This window comes from Streptomyces sp. NPDC046831 (assembly GCF_040645305.1).
In the GTDB taxonomy this organism is placed as follows: Bacteria; Actinomycetota; Actinomycetes; order Streptomycetales; family Streptomycetaceae; genus Streptomyces.
The window spans coordinates 95,242-111,631 of sequence record NZ_JBEYXZ010000025.1 but is presented as its reverse complement, the minus strand read 5'-3'; the positions used below and the strand labels follow the sequence as shown (position 1 = coordinate 111,631).

Below are 16,390 nucleotides of genomic sequence, written 5' to 3'. Positions count from 1 at the left end.
CATCAGCGTCCTGTTCGCCATGCTCCGCGACGGAACCTTCTACGAACCCAGAACCCCACAGCCTGCTTGACGAAAGACATAGAGGCACCCCCCCAGCCGCGCAGCACGGCCTGGTGCGTCGCCGCGTAGTTGATGTGGCTCTCGGTCACGCACTCGCGCAGCCACTTCTGGGCCGCCTGGAGCATCGGGTCCGGCAAGACCGAGTCGTTCCCGATCCCCGTGCTCGGCGAGGAGAAGTCAACCAGCCTCGCACACCGGGGAGCTCCGCACTGAGCAGGCACCCTCGCCGACCCGACACGACAGAACCCACGTCGTCGCGGTGGGTCACAGGACGCTTGGGTACCGTATCGATCATCCTGAGCGCGCTCGCCCGGCTCTCTCCTACCGGTGGTCAGTCAGGCACGAACGGGCGAGCGGAACGTAGTACCGGCGCAGCTGCGCCGGTACTACGGGTCACCGCCGGGCAGGACGTCCGCGTCAGGCCGTGTGCAGCGTCAGCCCGTAGCGGCTGAGGATCTCGTTCACCGGCTGGTACCACGTCTCGCCGCCGGAGCTGCAGTTCCCCCAGCCCCCCGAGGTGACGCCCTGGGCCTGGTCGCCGCTGATGAAGGAGCCTCCGGAGTCGCCGGGTTCGGCGCAGACGCTGGTCTTCGTCATCTGGTGCACCGCGCCCTGGCTGTAGTTGACGGTCTCGTTCTTGGCGAGCACCGTTCCGCAGTGCCAGTGGGACGTCGACCCCGAGCGGCAGATCGACGCGCCGATCGGTGCCTCGGCCGAGCCGCGCACCAGTTGGTCGGAGACGGTGCCCCAGCCGAGTACGACGGGCACGGTCCACCAGCCGCTGCTGACGTTGACCCAGGCGTAGTCGTTGTCGGGGAACGAGGAGCCCTGGAAGTTGCCGATGTAGGAGCGGTCCCAGCCGCTCACGCCCATGCCCGGCTGCCCGCAGTGCCCGGCGGTGACGAATCCGCCGTAGACGGAGAAGCCGATGGAACAGCGGACGTTGCCCGTGTAGTACGGGTCGCCGCCCACCGTTCCCGCGGCGAACGTGCGCGGCGCCTGCGGTGCTTCGGTCACCGTCACCGGGCCGGCCTTGCGCGCCCGGGCGAGGAACTCGCTGACATCGTTGTCGTCCTTGCTGGACGCCACCACGGTGATGGCGACCGAGCTGGACCGGGGATCCACGTGCCAGCCGCTGACACCGCTCGGCGCCCGCATCGCGTCCAGTTTCGCCTTCGTCGCGTTCAACTGCCGCTCGGTGTGGGCCACGCGCGCGATCTCGGCTCCGGTGGCCTCGACGGCCGCGCGGTGCGATGCGTCGGCGAGGGCGACGACGAGCGCGCCGCGTTCCGCGTCGAACCACGCGCCGCCGTACGACGCCCCGGCGGCCTTACGAGCGGCGCCCTCCACCTCACGCGCCGCGCTCTCCGCCGCGAGGCGGGCGGTGGCCTGCGACTTCGTCAGGTGCAGGTCGCGTTGCATGGCTGCGATCAGGGCCGCCGACGCCGGGGCCTCGGCGGCGGACGCCGAGCCGGACGGGACCGGCGCAGCGGACGCCTGTCCGCTCAGGCCTGCGACGGCGGAGGCGAGCAGCAGTGCCGCGGACAGGCCGGCACGCAGAACTGTGGTGCGTCTCATGGGGGTTGCCTTTCTTCGTTCCGGTCACGGTGGGGGTGGAGCGGAAGGGCATACGTACTGAGAGCGCTCTCATGAGTGCCGCGAGAAAACGGTAGCGGCGTCTTCACGGTCAGGTCCATGCCAATGCAGGGTCTTTTCGCGTCGGGGCGCGGCTCCGGGAGGAGGCCAACCGGAAAGCGGTGAACGTCATTTGAGAACCTGCAGCCCGGAGCGCCGGCGCGGACGTGGACCGCCGTCCGTTCTCCCGGGCGGCGGACCACGGGCGCCTGGACGACGAGGACAGCGCCGTTCATCGCCTCCGCCGCGTGCCCAACAGGGCGCAGGGGCCCGGCCTTGACGCCCCGTCCGGGCGGGGGACGATCCGAGGAGCGGGATCGGTGCCGGGACCGGGACCGGCACCGGGACCGGGCCGAAATCGGGGCCGAGGACCAGGACCGGGACCGGGCGGGCCGGGCCGAAAGGACACCGGCTGCCCACCCGCCTCCCGAGCTGCTCTAGGGTGGCGTGGAGGGAAGCACAGGGGGAGGAATCGGCGTGCAGCAGATCGGCGCCTACATGGTCGAGCGGGTGCTCGGCGAAGGCGGCATGGGCACCGTCTATCTGGCGAGATCGCGCGGCGGTCGGAGTGTGGCCGTGAAGGTCGCCAAACCGGAACTGGCCCGGGACCCGGAGTTCCGCGAGCGCTTCCGCGCCGAGATCACCGCCGCCCGCGCGGTGGGCGGTTTCCACACGGCACCGGTCGTGGACGCGGACCCGGACGCTCCCGCGCCCTGGCTCGCCACCGCGTACGTGCCCGGTCCCACCCTCGCCGGCCTCCTCACCGCCCGGGGGCCGATGGACGAGGGGTCGCTGCGCCGGCTGGGCCTGGCGCTGGCAGAGGCACTGCAGGCCATTCACGCCTGCGGCCTGGTCCACCGCGACCTGAAACCCGGCAACATCATCATGGCCGACGACGGGCCCAGGGTCGTCGACTTCGGCATCGCCCGTGCGCTCGAAGAATCACGGCTCACGGTCACGGGAGCGGCGCTCGGCACCCCGGGGTTCCTCGCGCCGGAGCAGGCGGAGGGACTGCCCGTCACCGCCGCCGCGGACATCTTCGCGCTGGGCGCCGTCCTCGTCGCAGCGGCCGGCGGCAGCGCCTTCGGCGAAGGCACGCCGATGATGCTGATGTACCGCTCGGTCCACCACGAGGCCGACATGACGGCGGTGCCCGCGGGACTGCGGCCGACGGTGGCCGCGTGCATGGCCAAGGAGCCGGAACAGCGCCCCACCGCCGGGCAGTTGCTCGACCTGCTGGCCCCCGCGCAGACCAGTGTCCCGCCCGCCGCCTACACCCCGACCATGTTCGCTCCGCCTTCCTCCCCCACGGCGCCGCCCGTCGCGCCCTCCCCCACGGCGCCGCCGGTCGCACAGCTGCCGACGGTCTCCGCGGCTTCCCCGTACCCGCCGGTGCCCGCTGTTCCGCCGCCGTCCACGCCGCCAGGCGGTTTCGGCCCGCCCGAGCCGGTGGCGGCGGCCGAGGAGCACGAGTTCCTCGCCATGGACCGCAAGAACGCCGTCGTCGCCGACGCGCACGGCATCTCCCTTGGTATCAACGGCCGCCCCTTCGATGTCCCCTGGCACGCCGTCCGCGCCCTCACCCACACCGAGTCCGGACGCGGCCTCACCGTCACCGTCTACCTCCACGACGGCACCTCGCAGTCGTGCCGGGTCACCACCCGCGACCAGGGCGAACTCGGCGACTGGATCACCCAGCTGACCGCCGTGCTGGGGCGGTTCCTGCCACCACGTTTCTGAGACCGGCCCGCCTCATCGACCAACTCGACGGTGAAGGCGTGGAGAGGGGGCTCGGGAAGGAAACGGACGACGGGGACGTCCCGGTCCGGAGGCTGCTCGAGCGCCCTGACGCGGCAGGCGGCGGCCGACATGGTGTCGGCCGCCGCCTGGCGGAAGGGACTCACGTTCAGGTGTGGGACACGACCTGGCGTCAGCCGGTCGCGCTGCCCGCGACCCACTCGCTCCACGGCATGTTCCAGTCGCTGAGACCGTTGTCCGGGGCCAGCTTCGTGGCGTCCTGGGAGTTCTTGACGATCACGACGTCACCGATCATCGAGTGGTCGAAGAACCACGCGGCGGGCTGCTCGGCGTCGCCGCCGCCCTTGACGTCCTTCAGGCCCACGCAGCCGTGGCTGGTGTTGACCTTGCCGAAGACCGAGTCCGCACCCCAGTAGTTGCCGTGGAGGAACGTGCCCGAGTCGGACAGGCGCATGGCGTGCGGTACGGCCGCGATGTTGTACGAGGGCTTGCCGTCCTTCTCCGTGAGGTCGACGCTCGCAGCGTTCATACGAATGTGCCGGAACTTCTCGGAGATGACCATCTGACCGTTGTACGTCGGGTGCTCGGGGCTGCCGGACGAGATCGGGATGGTCCTGATCGTCTTGCCGTTCCGTACGACGGTCATCTGCTTCGTCTTGGCGTCGACCGTGCTGATCTGGCTCCGGCCGATCTTGAAGGTGACCGTCTTCTGGATGCCATGGGGGTCGAGCCTGACGGTGACGGTGGAGCCGGGCTTCCAGTAGTTCTCGGGGCGGAAGTCCAGGCGGGCGTCGTTGAGCCAGTGACCGACGACCCGCTGGCCACTGCTGGAGCTGACCTGGATCTTCGACTGCACGGCGGCCTTGTCGGCGATCGCCTTGTCGAAGTTGACCGTCACCGGCATGCCCACGCCGACGGTCGAGCCGTCCTCGGGTGAGAGGTGCCCGATGAAGTCGCTGGCCGGGGAGACCGTGGCGATCGTGGCGTCTTCGGTGGTGGAGCGCCCCTTGGCGTCCTCGGCCTCTGCGGCGACCTGGTACTTGGTGGCCCGATCCAGCGGGCCGTCCGGCTTCCAGGACGTGCCGTCCGCGGACAGGGTGCCCCGAATCTCAGCGCCGGTCGCGACGGCGGTCATGGTCACCTTGGTGAGGTTTCCGTTACTGACCGTGACCTCGACGGGGGCGTTGATCGCGACGCCGTGGGCGCCTTGCCCGGGCGTGATCTTTATTCGGGCATCGGAAGCGTCCTGGGCGGCCGCCGGACCCGCTGAAGCCGGCGTTTTCGGGGGGTTCCCGGCGTCATTGCCGCCGGTGGCGGCCTTGCTGGTGCCACCGAAGGCCGTGACTGCGAGCACGCCGCCGAGTACGCCGGTCGCGGCCGCCAGCCTGGTGCGTCGTTTGCGTGCCGTGATCAAACGCCTCTCCCTGCCCTTGGTCCCTGCATCTCTGGTCGCTGGTTGCCTGAGGAGCGCAACCACCTTTCACATCACTTATACGCACTCATCCGCTGCAAATGGACACTTTGTGGCGAATCCCACCCACTGTCGGGCATGCTGTCGAGGCTCTCCCCGAGGCCGGACGGCTCCTAGCGGTCTGCACTTTCCGCCCGATGCCGGCCAGCCGCGTTCAAGGCCGGGATTTCCGGTGGGCCCTCCACTTCGACCGGCGGCCGGCCTGCTGCGGATCGCCCTGACCGACGCGCGGTGTGATCGCCTCCCCCGACCCGCCACGGACTTCACCACGCCCCCGGACGCGGAGTCGGGCCGCGGCCTGCTCATGGTGACCGCCCTTGCCGACCGCTGGAGAACAGAGCCGTGCCCGCCCGGCGGCAAGACCGTTCGGGCGGAACCGGACACGCCCACCCCGCCCTCGAAGCGAATCGCCCCTGTCGACGATCCCCGTCCCGGTCGGCCGGCTCCGGCACGGCGCCGGATGTGTCAGACGAGGGGTGGAGCTGTGAGCTGCGTCTATAGGTAGCGGTACCCCAGGTGGCGTTCACCACAGCACTGATGCAAAGCACCACGGTCAAGGGGTGGCTGCAGGGCCCGCAGATGCGCTTAATTGCAGTGAATACCCCAGCAGGGAGATCCCTGACCTGCGCTGGTGCCGGTGAAGGCCCACTCCACGTCGTCTGTCTATGATCGTTGACGAGCTGACGCCCGCATGCCCGCATTCCGTTCTCGGGGATCTCTTGGCGACCGCGAACGAATCCGGTGGTGCGGGCCGTGCCACGGCGACACGTGCGAAGCGTCACCCGTGGAGGCGGGGGCCGTGCGCGCACATCTCACCGAGGTCCTCGCCGCTCCGGCCGTTCCCGCCGCCCTCTCGGTCGTCGACCGGCTGGACCTGACCGGCCTCAAGCCCGCCGCCCCCGGCACCGGATCGGCAGCCGTGCCTTCCAGCGGATCCCCCACGCCGCTCGACGCCCGGCTCCACGACACCGCGGCGGCGATACTCGACCGCCCCGTCCCCGCCGCGGCCAACTTCTTCGACGTCCCTTCTGGCGCCGTCAACTCGACTCACTCGTCCACCTCGACGTCTTCAGACGCGACCGTCCGGGCTGATCCCGGCAACACGCAACTGACATCGGCGGGTTCGCGTCTCGTAGAGAGTTCGCGCAGAAAGCCTGTGCATCGGTTCGAGTGGCTACCATCGGCGCGGTCGGTAGTGGATGTGGTCCGGGGGAAGGAAGCGGGACGGTGGCGTGGGATGAGTGGGAGCAGCTCAAGACCGAGGCGCTGGAGCGCCGACAGGGTGACACCCGGATGCAGCTCAACCAGTATCCGGCCGATGAGGGGCCGACCGGAGCGCCCCCGTTGCCCAGCCAGACAGGTGACCTGAAGGTCACGCAGCGGGACCTGGCCAAGATCGGCAGTCACGCCCACACCCTCCACAACCAGTTGTGGGACCGGGCCAGGCTCGACAACACCAGTGTCGGCAAGGCTGCGGATGACCTGACCACTCAGGGCTTCGCCCTGGGGTCCGGGCTGCGGGAGGTGTACAACCAGTGGTCCACGCAACTGGACTCGGTTCTCGACGCCTGCGCTCAGATAGCCAACCACATGCAGGTCACCAAGAAGATCCATGCCGGGGACGAGGCGTACATCCACCGGCAGATGAGCAGCATCGACACCTTGGACGCCGGCTTCGACGAGCGGACCGGCCCGCCCGGCAAGCACAATCCGATCTACGGCGACAAGAAGAAGTAACACGTCACGGGGGCACCGACCGATGGATCTCGACGCACTGCGATTCGCCAACTTCAAACTTCTCGACGACGCGGTCGAGGACTGGTCCTTGATCGTCCGCAGTCTCAAGGACCTCGCCGAGGATGCCGACAAGGGCCTGCACCAAGCGGCCGCCAAGGCCGACTGGGCGGGCGAGAACCACAAGGTGACCAAGGCCTTCATCCACAAGACGTCCGGCGAGATCCAGGACGCGCACACCCAGGCCAAGTCGATACACGCCATCCTGAGCGACACGGCCGCGGAGCTGCGGTCCAGCCAGACGAAGTTGAAGACGGCGATAGACAACGGCCTGAAGAAGAACCTGACCGTGACGGACACCGGGGACGGCACCTTCACCGTCACCATGAACGTCCACCCCGACCGGGCCGCGGAGGGGTACACGCCACCTTCCCACAGCGAGAGCGACGTCGCCGCGCTGTGCAAGGAGGTCACGGACATCCTCTCCGCCGCCACCGAGAGCGACAACTCCGCGAGCAAGGTCCTCAGCGCCCTCGCCAAGCAGACCACCTACGGCTTCTCCGACGCCACCTACAAGGACCGTGACGCCGCCGCCGCGGCCCTGAAGGAGGCCGAGGAACTCGCCGCCATCGCGAAGAAGAAACCGACCGACCTCACCACCGCCGACATCGACCGGCTCAACAGGAGCCTCGCCTGGTACTCCGACGACCCGCTCTTCGCCGAACGGTTCACCACCTCGCTCGGTCCCAAGGGACTGATGGACTTCTGGACCGGTCTCCACGACTTCAACCAGACCGGCCAGCTGCTGTACGAACGTGAGGACAAGCTCGACGACCTGCAGCGCAACCTCGGTATGACTCTGGCGGAGGCCACCCAGAGCCAGTCGGCCGACATGGCGTCCTGGAAGGGCCGCATGGTCGCCATGGGCAGCGACTTCGTCGGCCCGGGCCAGCAGTACATGGGCTTCCAGGTCATGGGAAACCTGCTGCGCACGGGCGACTACGACGACGACTTCCTGAAGAGCTACGGCACCGCCCTGATGCGGACCGAGCGCGAGCGGTCCGGGAACGGGGAACATCCCGAAATGGCCTGGGCGCACGTCGGTGACGGGCCCTGGCTCAACCACCTCGGCGAGGAGAGCGGCCGCGACCCGCTCTCCGGCTACCTCAAGGCCCTCTCCAACAGCCCGGACGCGGCGACGGACTTCTTCCACCAGGAGTTCGTCTCCAAGGAGGACTCCCCGTTCGAGAAGGAGGGTGAGAACGGCAAGAAGAGCAACGTCGCGCTCTCCAACTTCGAGTACCTCTTCGAGGAGCGGTGGCCCGAGGACAGCACCGACAACAAGGAGATCGTCGGCGCCAGGAACAACCTGGGCCTGGCCCTGGAGGCCGCGACCACGGGGCACCCGGCGGGCGAACTGCCCGAGGCCACGGAGGCTTCTCCGCACACCGCCGATCAGGCAAGGCTGATGGAGAAGCTGGTCGCCTCCATCGCGGAGAAGCCGGAGCTGCTGACCAATCACCAGGTCATGGGCGACAGCATCGGGCAGATCACCTCGGAATACCTGCCGGACATCAACCGCGCGGTCGCCGACGACTCGGACGGGGACATCGACAAGCTCTTCCCCGTCGCCGGTACGGCGGCCGACCTCAAGCACGCGGACGTGGCGGCGCTCATGGTCTCGGTGGGCCAGAACCCGGAGGGCTACGCGGCCGTCGAAGTGGCCAACAAGACCTACATGGCCAACCTGATGGACTACCACCTGAATCCGAACACCCCACCGGAGTACTCCAAGAATCTCGAACAGACCGTCACCAACATCGCCCACGGTTCCGGCCAGATATCGGGCATGCTCGCCGTCGGCCAGCAGGAGGCCATCGTGGGCCCCGCCCACCAGAAGGCCGAGGACTTCAAGAACTCGGTGGACGTGTGGAAGGGCGTGACCGGCGGTGTGATCGGTACGGGCATCGGGGTCGGCACTTCGTTCGTCGCCACCCCGGCCGGCGGCGCGGCGGCCGGAGGCGCCGCGGGCACCGTCAGCGGGGCGATCGTGGAAATGTTCTTCCAGCAGTTCGAGCCTTCCGACATGGAGGAGGCCGGTCCCAAGTCCGGCGCGGCCTGGGAGGACGGACTGGAGAAGAACTCCGCCTACACGGAGAAGGCCGCGGAACTCGCCGCCGAAGCGCACCACCGCAAGGACCTCCAGGACCGGGGCATCGACGAGACCGCCCGCACGGCCTCCCAGCAGGGGTTCAGGAACGGGGGCAACGACGTCCTCTTCATGGCCCCCCATCTCAAGACCGAGGTCGAGTGATCTTTCCTTCCGGCCTTTCTCCGCTCTCCGACCGCCCCGTACTGGAGGACTTCCCCGTGTACCGCTCCCCCGCTCTGTCCGCAGTGACCGTCCTTCTCGGCGGCCTCGCCCTCACAGGCTGCTCCGGTGGGGACGGCGGTGGTGAGGAGCGGGCGTACGACGTTCCGGGTGTTCTGTGCGGGATACCGCTCGACCCCGGGTTCGTGGAGCCCTTCCTGCCCGGTGGCAAGACGCTGAGCACGAAGGAGTCGGCACCGAGCGGCGGGGCGAAGCGGTGCGACGTGCTCGTCGACGGCGACCTCGCTCTGCGCCAGACCCGCACCTGGTGGGCTCGCGGGGAGTCCGCCTCGTCGGTGGCAGCCGGCTACTCGGGGATGGAGGGCGCCAAGGTCTCCGCCGACGCCCGCTTCGTCCACTCGGGCACCGGCGCAGTCGGCAAGACATCCTCCTGCACATCCGACGACCACCCGCGGCAGAACCTCTACGCGGTGATCCAGGTACTGGCGCCCGACCGGGAGGATCCGGCCGCCATGCAGAAACTGATCACCGCGTTCACCGAAGCGGTCGAGGAATCCAAGGACTGCGGCTGACCGACGCGCCCCCGGCGCCCCGGTCCGCGCTACCGCACCTGGCCGGTGAAGATGGCCGTGCGGTACCAGCCGGAGCTGGAGGTGTCGGTCGGCGTGATCTCGATCTGGGCGTCCCGGGCTGTCCTGGGGAACACGCAGGCCGCCTTCCAGGTCTGCGACTTGCCCGGCAGCAGGTGGGTGTCCGGCATGCCGGCGAAGCCGGCGTCCGTGTCGAAGACCTCCTCGGCGCCTTCCGGGCAGGACAGGCTGACCATGCTCAGGTCGATCGAGGTCTTGGAGCCGTTCTGCATGGTCACGGAGAAGGCCAGGTAGGCCTTGCCGGACGGGCTGGCGTACTCGCCGGAAGTGCCCCGGCTGAAGCCGCTCAGCTGCGCCTTGACGCCGTTGTTCCAGGTGGCGGTCTTGTCCAGCGCGACGGTGAAGGTGTCGCTGTCTAGGCGGAGGCCGGTGCCCTGCTGGGGGCCGGCGTCCACCTGTTCCGACCGGATCCGGCGCGGCTGGACCCCTGGTTCCTCCTCGGTTTCCTCAGCTCGGAGGCCAACCTGGCCGGCGCCTCGGCGGGCAGCTCGTCACTCCACCTCAGCCCGGGGCGGCTGCGCGTACCGCTGCTGCCACTGGCGGAGCAGCGGCGGTACGGCGAGGCCTTCCGCCGTGTCGAGGCGCTGCGTGAACAGGCGCGGCGCGCACAGGACTTGGCCGAGGAGACGGCACGGCTCGTGAGCGGGGGGCTCAGAGGCGGGCAGTTGGTGCCGGAGCCGACCTAGGCTCCGGAGCTACCCCCACTCGTGAAGCGGACGGATGAGGAACCCCCTCCCGCCTTCAAGTCCAACCTCGACCGCAGTGCGCGCCGCGCGGCCTGGCGGATGATCCGCCGGGAGGAAGGGCTGGACGACTTCTGAGGCGAGTGGGGCCCGGTGCGGCGCGCCCACCGGGCCCCATTTCCTCGTACGTCCGCTGCCTCAGCGCTCGACGGCCATCCGGACGAAGCTGCCCCATGCCCTGGGGCCGAACGCGATTTTGGCCGCTGTGGGTTGCTTGGAGTCCCGGACGAGGACTGCTTCGGAGGCCGCAGCGACCTCAACGCACTCCCCGCCCTCGCCACTGCTGTAGCTGCTCTTGAACCACGCTGACTCCGGAACGGTCAGCTCGCTCACTCGGTGGGTCATCTCTCTCCCAGAAGTCCCTCGATGAAGGCCAGCGACTCGCGTGGAGTCAGGGCCTGAGCCCGCAGAATGCCGTATTGCTCCTCAGCATCCCGCACTTCTGCACGGTCGGTGTAGAGGCGGCTGGTCCGCTGTACCTCCACGTACGCCATCCTCCGTCCGTCCCTGTTCTCGATCAAGGTGAACGGCCCACCCAGGCCACAGTGCTCCGCTGCCTCAGTAGGCATGACCTGAATCTCCACGTTCCTGAGCTGTCCATACCGCAGGATTTGCTCCAACTGCCCGCGCAGCACCGATCGCCCGCCGATCGGCCGACGCAGAGCGGTCTCCTCGATCACGAAGCTCAGCGTGGGAAGTGGTCGGCGTGAGAAGATCTCCTGCCTCTCCAGCCGAGCCCCGATTCGTTGCTCGACTACTTCGTCATCAAGAAGCGGGCGCCGCATGGTGAAGACCGCACGCGCGTAGTCCTCCGTCTGCAACAGGCCTGGCACAGCCAAGGCCCCGTAGACATGGAGAGTGATCGCTCCCGCTTCGAGGCGAGCCATGTCCCGAAAGAACGCCGGATACTGAGCCCTCCCCACCTCCTCCTTCAGCGCCCTAAGCACCCCACCCGCCCCCAGCACCTCATCCGCCTTCTCGATGAACTGGGCTTGCGGGATCCGCCTCCCCTGCTCGATCGAAGCCACGGTGTCCGCCGAGTACCCCAGCCGCTTCCCGAACTCCGCGCGCTCCAGCCCCGCCCGCGTCCGCAGCAGCTTCAACTGCCGCCCGAACGCCGTCACCACGCCCGTCCCCGGCTCGTCCTCCGGCCGCCGCTGTGGCCGTACCGTCTCCTCGCCCCGCACCTCGGTCACCGCCTTGCACCTCTCCCCGCGTACCGTCCCGTACAGCGCCCGCACCCGCCTCGTACGAACCCTCGGAAGCAGCGCGTCACCGCTGGTCACGCTATGCCACACCGCGCCACCGTGAGTGCATGACCGCAACACAATCACCCGTCACGGTGCACCAGTTCACGATGCGCTTCAGCTCCAGTCCGCGCGGCGCCCGTCTCGCCCGGCGCATGTGCGAGCACTGCCTCGACGCCTGGGGCGTTCCGTACGACAGTGACGCGCACGACGTCGTCACGCTCGTGGCCGCGGAGCTGTGCGCCAACGCCGTGCAGCACGGGCACGTGGCGGGCCGGGACTTCCGCGTACGCCTGACCGTCACCGCGTCCACACCGACCACCCGCGCCGTACGCATCGAGGTCACCGACACGAGGGGCGAAAGCGTCCCCCGCCTCCCCGCCACCCTGACGGACGACGGCGAGGGCGGTCGCGGTCTGCTCCTCGTCGAGGCCCTTGCCGATCGCTGGGGCTGCGCACCGCGCCCGGACGGCCCCGGCAAGATGGTCTGGGCGGAGTACACGGTGGCGGGATACGCCCCGTCAGCCGCGCCCTCGTAGGACGCGCCTGGACGAACAGATCGCAGAGGGGGCGGCACTCGTCGGCGTCCCCGACGCGGTGCACCGGCCCGGCCTGGCTGTTTCCTTTGTCACCCGGTGAGCGTGAGGGCGTGGATGCGGGCGAAGGCGTGCTCGACGCGGGCGCGGACGTGGCGGTGCAGGCGATCGGGTTCCTCTCGCCAGGCCGGGAGTGACCATCTGCTGTCAGCGAATCCGCCTGGCCGGGCGGTGATCCCGGTGCTTGTGTGTCGGCATGGAGATCCTGGTTCTGGGCGGAACGGCATGGGTGGGTCGGGAGCTGTCGCGGCAGGCGGTCGAACGCGGCCATCGGGTGACCTGCCTCGCGCGCGGCGAGAGCGGAGAGGTCGCGGACGGAGCGACACTGGTCGCCGCCGACCGGCGCGATCCGTCGGCGTACGAGCCCCTGCTCGACCGCGTGTGGGACGCGGTCGTCGAGGTGTCATGGCAGCCGGGCTTCGTTCGTGGAGCACTCGAGGTGCTGAGCGGCAAGGCCGGGCACTGGATGTACGTCTCGTCCGTCAGCGCCTACGCCTCCCACGCCACGCCGGGGGCGGACGAGTCCGCGGCCCTGCTCGCCCCGACCGACCGGAGCGACGTCGACAGGGAGTTGTACGGCGAGGCGAAGGTCGCGTGCGAGCAGGCGTCGACGGCCGCTGTGGGCGACCGCCTCCTCATCGCACGAGCCGGGCTCATCGGCGGTCCGGGCGACCACAGCGGGCGCTCCGGCTACTGGGTCGCCCGCTCCGCACGCGATCCGCGAGGGCCGATGCTGGTCCCCGACACACCGGCCATGCCCACCCAGGTGGTCGACGTGCGGGACCTCGCTTCCTGGCTGCTCGACTCCGCGGAGACGGGAACCACCGGCACATACGACGCCGTCGGCCCGGTCGTTCCGTTCGGAGAGTGGATCGAGCTGTCCCGCGCCGTCGGCGGGCACACCGGTCCGGTCGTCACGGCCGAGTCGGCGTGGCTGCTCGCCCACGGCGTGGCCCAGTACATGGGGCCCGAATCGCTGGCGATGTGGCTGGTCGAGCCGGGCTCGGAAGGGTGGTCGGCCCGGGACGGGTCCTCGGCGCGTGCCGCGGGGCTGCGGCACCGGCCCCGGGCGGAGATGCTGGCCGACACGCTGCGCTGGGAACGCGAGCAGGGGCTGGACCGGACACGGCGCGCAGGCCTCAGCGCGCAGCGCGAGCGCGAGTTGCTCGACGCCCTCGGCTGACGGGCCTGGATGCAGTGATCCCTCTCCGGGGAAACTGGCCGCGTACCAACGGGGCTCGGGGGCGAGCGGGCGCGAGGGCAGGACGCGGGGCGGGGATCAGGTGCCGGACAGACCGATCGCGGGCCGCTACGAGCTGCTGGAGCGGCTCGGCAACGGCGGCACGGGTGACGTGTGGCGGGGCTACGACGCGGTGCTCGACCGGCCCGTCGCCGTGAAGCGGATCCGGCCGCAGGTCGTCGCCGCCACGCCCCGGCTGGCCGAGGAGCTGGAGCGGCGCTTCCGCCGCGAGGCCCGGATCACCGCCCGCATCCAGCACCCGGGCGTGCCGCAGGTGTACGACGCGGTCCTCGACAGCGGCTACGAGCACCTGTTCCTCGTCATGGAGCTGGTGGAGGGCGTCCCCTTCACCCGGTACGTGCACGAGGAGCGGCCCCTCCCTGTCACCTGGGCGGTGGCGGTGGCCGCGCAGGTCGCCACCGTGCTGTCGTACGCGCACGACGTGCCCGTGGTGCACCGCGACCTCAAGCCGGGCCGCCGAGGTCGCCGGGGAGATGATCGAGCCGCTGGCTCGGGCCCTGGGCGCCGAGAACAAGGCCGTCCTGCGCCTGCGGCAGCGCCGGGCGGTCAGCCGGCAGCTGGCGGGCGACCACCGGGCGGCCCTGCCCGAGTTCGAGGCACTGGCCGAGGCGTTCGCCCGCATCAACGGGCCGGCCGGCGAGGCCGCCCGCGACTGCCGCGCCCAGGCCGCCCGCTGCCGCGGCGAACTCGGCCAGGTGACCGAGGCGCTGGCGGAGCTTCGGGGGGCTTCGAGGTGGAACGGGCCGTCGAGAGCGATGTCAGCGACGCGGCCGTGGAGCTGCGCCGCGACATCGGCATGCTGCTGCTCAGCCAGGGCAACCCGGAGGAGGCCCGGGCCTGTCTGGAGGCCCTGTACGAGGATGTCGTGCTCGTCCACGGTCCGCGCCACGACGTGGCCGTCGAGGCCGCGGAGGTCCTGGCCATGCTCCGCCGGGAACTCGGCGACGAGTGACGGCGTTGCCCGAACCGGGGGGCGGATGACAGACACCCCCGGCCTGGCTCGCACTCCTCAGCTGCCGCGGGAAACGGATCAGTAGGCGACCTGTCCGGAGCTGGGATTGTCGAACACCAGGTAGAACTTGGTGCCGTCCAGAACGGTAGTGGCTGCTGTGCCCCAGGTATTGGCGGAGATCGTGCGGTAACTGTTGCACGTGACCTCGTTGGTGCTGGACTTGAGGAGGCAGGCGCTCACTCTCACCGTACGGCTGGGCTTGACGTTGATGTCCGCGCAGTTGGACGTGGTGGTCGCCCACGCCGTGGCAGTGGGCCAGGCGTAGGTAGTGCCGGTGCTGTAGCTCTTGGCACTGCCGTAGCAGGACAGGGCGGCAGCAGGTGCCGCCACCGCAGAGGTGCTGGTGGCGGCGGTGAGGCCACCAGCGGCCAGGACGGCGGCAGCCGCGACGGTCATGGCGCGTGAACGGATTCGCACGTTGTTCCCTCCCTTGGGTACGCCGGTAAGGCCCGTGCCCCCTCGCTGTCAGCCAGCTGTGTACCGGCGTCAAGCAGTGTGGCAGTCATCAACCACCGGGTAAATAGGGGATGTTGAGGCAGCCTGGGCCCCGGGGCCCCGCGTCTGCCCGGCGAGGATGAGCTCGTGCATCCGGGCGGTGCCCAGCATGGCGTGATGGACTTCGTCGCCTTGGAGTGGCAGTCGCGGAGGCTCGGCGCGGGCGTGGACTTGCACGGGAGGAGGTTGTTGTGTGCTTTCCGGCCAGGAAGGTCGTCCCCTTGCGACGGCGGTGGGGGCATGACGCGGCCGCGGCCACACCGTGACGGCCTAAAATCCCGTCATGCCGCACCTCGCCCTCGACAGAGCCTTCTGCCAGCAGTTGGAGAAGCTCGAGAAGCACGTCAGGAACGGCGTGTTCGACGCCTGGGAGAAGTGCGAGCGGCTCACCCTCGACCAGCTCTTCAAGGACCCGGGCCTGAAGCTGGAATCCCTCAAGGGCGCCAAGGACCGGCAGATCCGGACCATCCGGATCACCCAGGGGTATCGCGGTGTGGTCCTCGCGCCCGAGACGGGCGACACCTTCGTGCTCCTCCGGGTCGGCCCGCACGACGAGGCCACCGAGTGGGCGGTGCGGCAGAAGGCGACCATCAACGCCGTCACCGGTGCCGTGGAACTCCGCGAGATCGCCCCCCTGGAGGAGCTGACCCCCACCTACGAGCGCATCGCCCCCGCCGAGGAGCAGCGGCTCTTCGCGAAGATGTCAGACGGGGAGATGGCGGCGCTCGGCATCGACGCCACCACCCTCGCGCAGGCTCGCGTGCTGACCAGCCTGTAGCAGCTCGACGTCTTCGGGCGGTTCTTCCCGTCGGACCAGTACAAGGTGCTGGAGCACCTGGCCCTCGGCGCGAGTGTCGAGCAGACGTGGCAGGAGGTCGTCGTGCCGGCCCTGGCCGACGCGGCTTCGCAGGAGCCCGTCGACACCACCGACTACGCGGCCGCCATCGCCCACACCCGCGCCCGCACCCGGATCGCCGTCGTCGCGGACGCCGACGAACTGCGCGGCATCCTCGACAAGCCGTTCGCCGCCTGGCGGATCTTCCTGCACTCCGCCCAGCTACAAGGTCGCCTACCGTCCGTCGTACTCCGGCCCGGCGCAGGTGACCGGCGGGCCCGGCACCGGGAAGTCCGTCGTCGCCCTCCACCGGGTGCGGCACCTGCTGCGGCACCTGCGCGACGGCGACCGCATCCTCCTCTTGGACACGATCTCCGTCACGTTCCAGGACGGCCCGGACCCTGTACGGCGGAGCGGCCGCCCGATCACACCCTGCAGTCCCACGCCGTTCGACGTCGAACGACATGGGGTGTCCGACCCGCCCGCCCGCTGGTCGACGGCCGTTCCCCAGAACCTGCCGCTCACAGACCATGGACGGGTCGTGCGAGTCCGGCGGCCGCC

At 69.8% G+C, this 16,390-nt stretch carries 12 protein-coding genes and 3 pseudogenes; 8 read left to right on the top strand and 7 right to left on the bottom strand.

Annotated features, from left to right (window positions below; genetic code table 11):
• Nucleotides 1-83: 83 nt before the first annotated feature.
• Nucleotides 84-182 (bottom strand): annotated as a pseudogene (locus tag ABZ920_RS21435) (WXG100 family type VII secretion target); the annotation flags it as partial.
• 295 nt (nucleotides 183-477) lie between these two features.
• Nucleotides 478-1,638: a S1 family peptidase gene (locus tag ABZ920_RS21430; RefSeq protein WP_361507165.1), complete on the bottom strand. Its 1,161-nt coding sequence runs from the start codon at nucleotides 1,636-1,638 to the stop codon at nucleotides 478-480.
• 555 nt (nucleotides 1,639-2,193) lie between these two features.
• Here ABZ920_RS21430 and ABZ920_RS21425 point away from each other — a divergent pair.
• Nucleotides 2,194-3,435: a serine/threonine-protein kinase gene (locus ABZ920_RS21425; RefSeq protein ID WP_361507183.1), complete on the top strand. Its 1,242-nt coding sequence runs from the start codon at nucleotides 2,194-2,196 to the stop codon at nucleotides 3,433-3,435.
• Between the two features lie 190 nt (nucleotides 3,436-3,625).
• Here the strand turns inward: ABZ920_RS21425 and ABZ920_RS21420 are convergent, their stop codons facing one another.
• Nucleotides 3,626-4,867: an Ig-like domain-containing protein gene (locus tag ABZ920_RS21420; protein ID WP_361507162.1), complete on the bottom strand. Its 1,242-nt coding sequence runs from the start codon at nucleotides 4,865-4,867 to the stop codon at nucleotides 3,626-3,628.
• A gap of 1,284 nt (nucleotides 4,868-6,151) precedes the next feature.
• Between ABZ920_RS21420 and ABZ920_RS21415 the strand changes: the two genes are divergently transcribed.
• The 3 genes from ABZ920_RS21415 to ABZ920_RS21405 are packed head-to-tail and all read left to right on the top strand — an operon-like array spanning nucleotide 6,152 to nucleotide 9,562.
• On the top strand, nucleotides 6,152-6,661 hold the full coding sequence (locus tag ABZ920_RS21415; RefSeq protein WP_361507159.1) for a hypothetical protein: 510 nt from the start codon (nucleotides 6,152-6,154) through the stop codon (nucleotides 6,659-6,661).
• Between the two features lie 22 nt (nucleotides 6,662-6,683).
• Nucleotides 6,684-8,972, top strand: coding sequence for a DUF6571 family protein (locus ABZ920_RS21410; protein WP_361507157.1), 2,289 nt, complete (start codon nucleotides 6,684-6,686; stop codon nucleotides 8,970-8,972).
• Nucleotides 8,969-9,562, top strand: a complete 594-nt coding sequence (locus ABZ920_RS21405; protein ID WP_361507154.1) for a hypothetical protein — start codon at nucleotides 8,969-8,971, stop codon at nucleotides 9,560-9,562. The genes ABZ920_RS21410 and ABZ920_RS21405 overlap by 4 nt, the downstream gene beginning before the upstream one ends.
• Nucleotides 9,563-9,591: 29 nt before the next feature.
• Here the strand turns inward: ABZ920_RS21405 and ABZ920_RS21400 are convergent, their stop codons facing one another.
• The 3 genes from ABZ920_RS21400 to ABZ920_RS21390 form a co-directional block, all read right to left on the bottom strand.
• Nucleotides 9,592-10,035, bottom strand: a complete 444-nt coding sequence (locus ABZ920_RS21400; protein ID WP_361507151.1) for a hypothetical protein — start codon at nucleotides 10,033-10,035, stop codon at nucleotides 9,592-9,594.
• Nucleotides 10,036-10,521: 486 nt separating this feature from the next.
• Nucleotides 10,522-10,707, bottom strand: coding sequence for a DUF397 domain-containing protein (locus ABZ920_RS21395; RefSeq protein WP_361507180.1), 186 nt, complete (start codon nucleotides 10,705-10,707; stop codon nucleotides 10,522-10,524).
• A 17-nt stretch (nucleotides 10,708-10,724) separates the two neighbouring features.
• Nucleotides 10,725-11,579, bottom strand: coding sequence for a helix-turn-helix transcriptional regulator (locus ABZ920_RS21390; protein WP_361507177.1), 855 nt, complete (start codon nucleotides 11,577-11,579; stop codon nucleotides 10,725-10,727).
• Between the two features lie 119 nt (nucleotides 11,580-11,698).
• Between ABZ920_RS21390 and ABZ920_RS21385 the strand changes: the two genes are divergently transcribed.
• From ABZ920_RS21385 to ABZ920_RS21375, 3 genes and pseudogenes are all read left to right on the top strand, one after another.
• Nucleotides 11,699-12,169: an ATP-binding protein gene (locus tag ABZ920_RS21385; RefSeq protein ID WP_361507149.1), complete on the top strand. Its 471-nt coding sequence runs from the start codon at nucleotides 11,699-11,701 to the stop codon at nucleotides 12,167-12,169.
• Between the two features lie 253 nt (nucleotides 12,170-12,422).
• A complete protein-coding gene (locus ABZ920_RS21380; RefSeq protein WP_361507146.1) occupies nucleotides 12,423-13,409 on the top strand; it encodes an NAD-dependent epimerase/dehydratase family protein in 987 nt (328 codons plus the stop codon).
• Between the two features lie 100 nt (nucleotides 13,410-13,509).
• A pseudogene (locus ABZ920_RS21375) lies at nucleotides 13,510-14,439 on the top strand (tetratricopeptide repeat-containing protein kinase family protein).
• A 78-nt stretch (nucleotides 14,440-14,517) separates the two neighbouring features.
• On the opposite strand, the gene ABZ920_RS21370 reads toward ABZ920_RS21375, so the two are convergent.
• Nucleotides 14,518-14,916 (bottom strand): hypothetical protein, encoded by a 399-nt coding sequence (locus tag ABZ920_RS21370; protein WP_361507143.1) that lies wholly within the window; start codon nucleotides 14,914-14,916, stop codon nucleotides 14,518-14,520.
• 361 nt (nucleotides 14,917-15,277) lie between these two features.
• Between ABZ920_RS21370 and ABZ920_RS21365 the strand changes: the two are divergent.
• A pseudogene (locus tag ABZ920_RS21365) lies at nucleotides 15,278-16,190 on the top strand (DNA helicase UvrD); the annotation flags it as partial.
• Nucleotides 16,191-16,390 lie beyond the last annotated feature (200 nt).

Bases quoted from the DNA above. Each gene is read 5' to 3' on its own strand.
- ABZ920_RS21430 (WP_361507165.1), bottom strand. From the start codon at position 1,638: ATGAGACGCACCACAGTTCTGCGTGCCGGCCTGTCCGCGGCACTGCTG.
- ABZ920_RS21380 (WP_361507146.1), top strand. From the start codon at position 12,423: ATGGAGATCCTGGTTCTGGGCGGAACGGCATGGGTGGGTCGGGAGCTG.
- ABZ920_RS21425 (WP_361507183.1), top strand. From the start codon at position 2,194: ATGGTCGAGCGGGTGCTCGGCGAAGGCGGCATGGGCACCGTCTATCTG.
- ABZ920_RS21410 (WP_361507157.1), top strand. From the start codon at position 6,684: ATGGATCTCGACGCACTGCGATTCGCCAACTTCAAACTTCTCGACGAC.
- ABZ920_RS21385 (WP_361507149.1), top strand. From the start codon at position 11,699: ATGACCGCAACACAATCACCCGTCACGGTGCACCAGTTCACGATGCGC.